Source organism: Kitasatospora sp. NPDC001175 (genome assembly GCF_053598215.1).
On sequence record NZ_JBSFJU010000150.1, the window covers coordinates 1 to 5839 of the forward strand.

Below are 5839 nucleotides of genomic sequence, written 5' to 3' on the forward strand. Positions count from 1 at the left end.
GGCGTGAGCGGATCATCCTGTCCGGGGACATCCCCTCGCCGGCCAACCCGCCCTCGGGCTGCCGCTTCCGCACCCGCTGCTGGAAGGCCGAGGAGCGGTGCGCGGTGGAGGTGCCCGCGCTGACCGTCAGGGAGTGGCTGACCGGGGCGGCCGCGCATGACTCCGCATGTCACTTCGCGGCGGAGCGCGAGATCGGGTAGAGCGCGGCGGAGCGCGAGATCGGGTAGAGCGCGGCAGGGCGCGAGACCGGGTGGAGCGCGGCGCGATTTCCGGCGAGGTGCAGGGGACGCGATGCGCGAGAGACGATCTTTTTTCGGTGATCTTTTTCCGGGCTTTCTTCCCCGATAAAACCTCGACATCCGGATAATCATGTCCGCTATTCGGAGGATGGAATGAGTAATTCCTTGGGCGATATGTATCGCTCTGTCAGTCAATGGTCCGGCTTGTGTGCGCCGTGTAACAGAAAAGAGATGTGAGGAAGATTCCAAACGGGGTCGGCGGGCTCGATAGTTGCTCTGCGCGCGTCGACGGTCGCATCGCCAACTAGGCATCTGCGTCCTGACGTTGACCTCCGCCATGCCTGGAAAGCCGGGCTATGGAGGGTCCTTCGTTCCCACGCCCCGAATCGAGAGGCAGTTGAATGAGGCTCACCAAGACAATGCGTTGGACGGCGGTGGCTGCCACCACGATCCTGGCGGTGGCCGCCTGCAGCAATGGCGGTGGCTCGGGCGGCGGCGGCGGAAAGCCGACGGCGAGCGACAATGCGCCGGCCAAGGATGGCGGAACCTTCCGACTGGGCATTGTCGAGCCTACTGCAATCGACCCGTACAACGTGCAGGAGTCCGAGGGCACCCTGGTCGCCCAGAACCTGTTCACCGGCCTGACCAGCGTCGACGTCAATGGCAAGGTCAGCAACGCGCTGGCCGAGAGCCGGACCGCGAACGACGACTGCAGCCAGTGGACGTTCAAGATCAAGGGCGGGACCACCTTCTCCAACGGTGAGCCGGTGGACGCGGAGTCGTTCGTCCGCGGCTGGGCTCGGGTCGCGGCCAAGGACGCGGCCTCCGACGTGGCGTACCACATGAACGAGATCGACGGCTTCAAGGAGCTCCAGGACGGCTCGGCCACCACCTTCCGGGGCCTGTCGGCGCCCGACGCGACCACCCTGGTGGTCAAGCTGGCCATCAAGGACTGCGAGTTCGACCTCCGCACCTTCCACACCGCGTTCAGCCCGATGCCGAAGGTGGCCGGCCCGGCCACCAACAAGACCTTCAACGACATGCCGATCGGCAACGGGCCGTTCAAGATGGAAGGGCCCTGGCAGCACAACAGCAAGATCACGCTGGTCCGGAACGACAGCTACGGCCTGACCAAGGCCCACCTGGACCGGATCGAGATCTCCATCCTGAACTCGGCCAACGCGGACCAGCTGGAGTACCAGGGCTTCCAGGCGGGCCAGTTCGACTGGGCCCGGATACCCACCGAGCAGCTGTCCGTCGCCAAGGCGACCTACGGGCCGAAGAACGAGTGGTACGACTGGGAGTCCAACGGCATGAACTACCTGCTGCCGGTGACCTTCCAGGGCCCGCTGAAGTCCAAGGAGGCGCGTCAGGCGATCTCCTACGCGATCGACCGCGACGCCATCGTCAACGGCGTGTTCAAGGGCTTCCGCCACAAGGCCACCACGCTGGTGCCCTCGGCCTTCAAGGACGCCTACCAGGAGGGCGTCTGCGCCAGCTGCGTCAAGCAGGACAAGGAGAAGGCCAAGGCGCTCGCCGCGCAGGCCGGCCTGACCCCCGGGACCAAGCTGTACTTCGGCTACAACACCGGTGGCGGGCACGAGGCCTGGGTGCAGGCCGTCGCCCAGCAGCTCAAGGACGTGCTCGGGTTGGACGTCCAGATCGACGGCATGCCGTTCAAGGACATGCTGAAGAAGGACAAGTCGGCGGACGCCACCGGTATGTACCGGGCGGCCTGGGGCGCGGACTACCCGACCCCCGGCAACTACCTGGCGCCGCTGCTCGCCACCGCCTCCATCAACGAGGACCCGACCACCCACGACGCCCAGGGCGACAACGCGGGCCGCTACAGCAACCCGGCCTTCGACGCCCTGCTGCAGCAGGCCACCGGCACCAAGGACCAGGCCGCGCGCGACAAGATCTACCAGCAGGCCGAGAAGCTCGCGATCGGTGAGGACCAGGCGCTGATCCCGCTCTTCACCCGCCAGCAGCAGCGTGTCGCCAACACCCAGAAGTGGGCCAACCTGACCTACGACTTCAACGAGAACCCGACCCTGGCCACGGTCTCGCAGAAGTAGCCCGTCCCTTCGCGCCAGGCGTGGTCCGCTCCTGAATCCGTACGTGCCCCAGTGCAGTTGACCGAAGGGGCCGAGCACAACGCCGTCGCCCCCGTCTCGATCAGGCGGGGGCGACGGCCCCCCGGTCGCCTGCCGGACCCGGCGGTGTACGGGGGAGAGGGCTACGCCGCTCTGCCACGACCCCATAGAGAGGCACATGCCATGGGTAGGTATCTGCTGCGAAGGCTCGGACAGATGGTGATCGTGCTGCTCGGCGCGACGCTGATCCTCTTCGCCTGCCTGTTCGTCATCCCCGGTGACCCGGTCGGCTCGCTGGCCGGCAGCGAGCGCTCCCGCGACCCCGCCGTGATCGCCGAGCTGCACAAGCGGTACGGGCTCGACAAGCCGCTGATCGTCCAGTACGGCACGTACATCGGCAAGTTGGCGCACGGAGACATGGGTGAGGACTACACCCAGCGCCGCCAGGTCTCCGACATCCTCGGCCCCAAGCTGGTCAACACCTCCAAGCTGGCCGTCGTCGCCATCGTCCTCGACGCGGCGATCGGTGCCGCCGTCGGCGCGCTGGCGGCGCTCAAACGGTACTCGCTGGTGGACACCGTGGTCACGCTGATCACCACGATCCTGGTCGGGTTCCCGACCTTCGTGATCGGCATGCTGATGCTCAACCTCTTCGCGGTGCAGCTCAAATGGGTGCCGGTGATCGGTAATCCCAGCGATCCGCTGCAGGTCATCCTGCCCGCGATCACGCTGGCCATCGTGGACGCGGCCCTGGTCGCCCGGCTGATGCGCGGCACCATGCTGGAGGTGCTGCGCGCCGACTACGTGAAGACCGCGATCGCCAAGGGCGTACCCAGGCGTGAGGTGCTGCTCAAGCACGTGATGCGCAACTCGGTCATCCCGGTGGTGACTTACCTCGGCATCTCGTTCGGCGGCCTGATGGGCGGCGCGATCATCACCGAGACCATCTTCAACTGGGACGGCGTCGGTATGGCGATGTCCACCGCGATCCAGCAGCAGAACAACCCGGTCGTGGTCGGGGTGGCGACCTGGGGTGTCGCCATCTTCGTGCTGCTCAACCTGGTCGTCGACCTGCTGTACGCGATGCTCGACCCCCGCATCCGGCTGAGCTGAGGGCGCTGAGATGACTGACGACAAGACGAAGGCAACCGCCGTACCGGGCAGGGCCGTTCCCGGGCAGCGCAAGGATCCGTCTTCGGCCGGGGCCTCGGCCGAGCCGGCCATCAAGGTGGTCAAGGAGTGGCAGGAGGTCTGGCACCGCTTCGCCGCCAACAGGCTGGCCCTGGTGGGCCTGCTGCTGGTGGCGGTGCTGATCCTCACCGCAGTCTTCGCACCGCTGATCGCCCCGCACGACCCGCTGCAGCAGGACCTGATGAACACGCTCAAGCCCCCGAGCAGCGACCACCTGTTCGGCACCGACATCCTCGGCCGTGACCAGCTCTCCCGGGTGATCTACGGCTCCCGGATCGCGGTCATAGTCGGCCTGGTGTCGATCCTGCTGACGCTGGCCATCGGCATCGTGCTCGGTGCGATCGCGGCCTACTTCGGCCGGTTCTACGACACGCTGACGATGCGCGTCGCCGACGTGTTCTTCGCCTTCCCGCTGCTGATCGGCGCGATCATCATCATCACCGTGACCGGTCGCGGGGTCTGGCCGGTGGTGCTCTCGCTCGCCATCTTCGGCTGGGCCACCGTGGCGCGGCTGCTGCGCAGTTCGGTGCTCTCCACCCGGGAGATGGACTACGTGCACGCGGCGCGCGCACTGGGCGCCGGGCACCTGCGGGTCATCCTGCGGCACATCCTGCCCAACTCGATCGCGCCGGTCATCATCTACGGCACGTTCAACGTCGGTACCGCCGTGGTCGCGGAGGCCTCGCTCTCCTACCTCGGCGTCGGCGTCAGCCCGGAGGTGCCGGAGTGGGGCAACATGCTCGCCGCCGGCCGGGGGTTCATCGGTGTGTACGACTACATGTGGACCCTTCCCTCGCTCGCGGTGGTGCTCACCTCCCTGGGCTTCATCTTCCTGGGCGACGGCATGCGCGACGCGCTCGATCCCAAGCTGCGGTGAGCGGCGTGGAGTTGACGGATGTGACCGGAGCGGGAGACGGCAGGGACAGGGCGATGACGGAGTCGGTGCAGAACGAGACGGGCGCGCCCCTGCTGCAGGTCGACGACCTGCAGGTGGAGTTCGTGACCCGGGACGGCGTGGCCAGGGCGGTCAACGGCGTCAGTTACAGCGTCGGAGCGGGCGAGACGCTGGCGGTGCTGGGCGAGTCGGGCTCGGGCAAGTCGGTGACCGCGCAGGCCGTCATGGGCATCCTGGACACCCCGCCCGGGCGGATCACCGGCGGCAGGGTGCTGTACCGGGGCGAGGACCTGCTCACCATGCCCGAGGAGGCGCGGCGGAAGATCCGCGGCCGGAAGATCGCGATGATCTTCCAGGACGCGCTCTCCGCGCTCAACCCGGTGTTCTCGGTGGGCTGGCAGCTCGGCGAGATGTTCCGGGTGCACGAGGGGATGTCCAAGAAGGACTCGCTGAAGAAGGCCGTCGAGCTGATGGAGCGGGTGCGGATCCCGGCGGCGAAGGAGCGGGTGAACGACTATCCGCACCAGTTCTCGGGCGGTATGCGTCAGCGCATCATGATCGCGATGGCGCTGGCCCTGGAGCCGGACCTGATCATCGCGGATGAGCCGACCACGGCGCTCGATGTGACGGTGCAGGCGCAGGTGATGGAGTTGTTGGCGGAGCTGCAGGCCGAGTACCGGATGGGTCTGATCCTGATCACCCATGATCTGGGGGTGGTCGCGGACGTGGCCGACAAGATCGCGGTGATGTACGCGGGGCGGATCGTGGAGACCGCCCCCGTGCACGAGCTGTACGCGCGCCCGGCGCACCCGTACACCAAGGGTCTGTTGAAGTCGATCCCGCGCCTGGACCAGAAGGGCCGCGACCTCTACGCGATCAAGGGCCTGCCGCCGAGCCTGCTGCACATTCCGGACGGCTGCGCGTTCAACCCGCGCTGCGAGGCGGCCACCGACCGGTGCCGTACCGAACTGCCGTTGCTGCAGCCGGTGCTGGACGAGGACGGCGCCGACCTGGCGGGCCGCCGCAGCGCCTGCCACTTCTGGAAGGAGACCCTCCGTGGCTGAGCCGATCCTTGAAGTCCGGGAGTTGGTCAAGCACTTCCCGTTGACGCAGGGCATTCTGTTCAAGAAGCAGATCGGTGCGGTGCGTGCGGTGGACGGGGTGTCGTTCGAGCTGCACAAGGGCGAGACCCTGGGCATCGTCGGTGAGTCGGGCTGCGGGAAGTCGACGCTGGCCAAGGTGCTGATGAACCTCGAGCGGGCGACCTCCGGTGAGGTGGTGTTCAAGGGCGAGGCGATCTCGCGGCTCTCCGGTGCCGGGTTGAAGGCGGTGCGGCGGAACATCCAGATGGTGTTCCAGGACCCGTACACGTCGTTGAACCCGCGGATGACGGTGGGCGACATCATCGGGGAGCCGTT

6 protein-coding genes are annotated in these 5839 nt (G+C 67.1%); all 6 read left to right on the forward strand.

Annotated elements, in window-relative coordinates; all coding sequences use genetic code 11:
- A partial coding sequence (locus ACWDAK_RS40345) for an oligopeptide/dipeptide ABC transporter ATP-binding protein (protein WP_427396261.1) occupies positions 1-200 on the forward strand: 200 nt, incomplete at its 5' end.
- Positions 201-673: 473 nt separating this feature from the next.
- Positions 674-2317: a peptide ABC transporter substrate-binding protein gene (locus ACWDAK_RS40350; RefSeq protein ID WP_427396262.1), complete on the forward strand. Its 1644-nt coding sequence runs from the start codon at positions 674-676 to the stop codon at positions 2315-2317.
- Positions 2318-2518: 201 nt separating this feature from the next.
- Positions 2519-3448: an ABC transporter permease gene (locus tag ACWDAK_RS40355; RefSeq protein ID WP_344641535.1), complete on the forward strand. Its 930-nt coding sequence runs from the start codon at positions 2519-2521 to the stop codon at positions 3446-3448.
- 10 nt (positions 3449-3458) lie between these two features.
- A complete protein-coding gene (locus ACWDAK_RS40360) occupies positions 3459-4403 on the forward strand; it encodes an ABC transporter permease (protein ID WP_427396263.1) in 945 nt (314 codons plus the stop codon).
- A 53-nt stretch (positions 4404-4456) separates the two neighbouring features.
- Entirely contained in the window at positions 4457-5485 is a 1029-nt protein-coding gene (locus ACWDAK_RS40365; RefSeq protein ID WP_344641537.1) for an ABC transporter ATP-binding protein, read from the forward strand.
- Positions 5478-5839: ATP-binding cassette domain-containing protein (locus ACWDAK_RS40370; protein ID WP_427396264.1), on the forward strand; the 362-nt coding region annotated here is incomplete at its 3' end. The genes ACWDAK_RS40365 and ACWDAK_RS40370, both read left to right, overlap by 8 nt.